The 338-nt window shown below is 65.1% G+C and carries 1 pseudogene; it reads right to left on the bottom strand.

Features of this window, described 5'->3' with window-relative positions:
- Positions 1–26: 26 nt before the first annotated feature.
- A pseudogene (locus tag B3D39_RS08420) lies at positions 27–338 on the bottom strand (dihydroorotase); the annotation flags it as partial.

Genomic DNA, 338 nt, shown 5'->3' with positions numbered 1-338 from the left:
CGGGGATATTTGTGCCAAGGCGAAACTCAGCGTTTTACATGCCAATGGACCGGGAAACCCGGATCGAAGAGGGTGACGGGGCCCGCGCCGGTCTCGATCTTGGCGGGCCAGTTGTTGGGCTGGTCGGTCTTCTCGAGCGTCAGCGTGGCCTCGTTGACCGGCAGGCGGTAGAAGGCGGGACCGTTGCGCGAGGCGAAGGCCTCCAGTTTATCAAGCGCGCCCTCGGCTTCGAATACATGCGCCAGAAGCGGCATCGTGTGGGTCGCGGTGAAACAGCCCGCGCAGCCGCAGGCGGTTTCCTTGGCGGCGTCCACATGCGGCGCGCTATCGGTGCCGAG

The organism is Thioclava sp. UBA3469 (genome assembly GCF_002378135.1).
GTDB lineage: Bacteria > Pseudomonadota > Alphaproteobacteria > Rhodobacterales > Rhodobacteraceae > Thioclava > Thioclava sediminum.
This window is presented reverse-complemented; position numbering and strand designations above follow the sequence as displayed.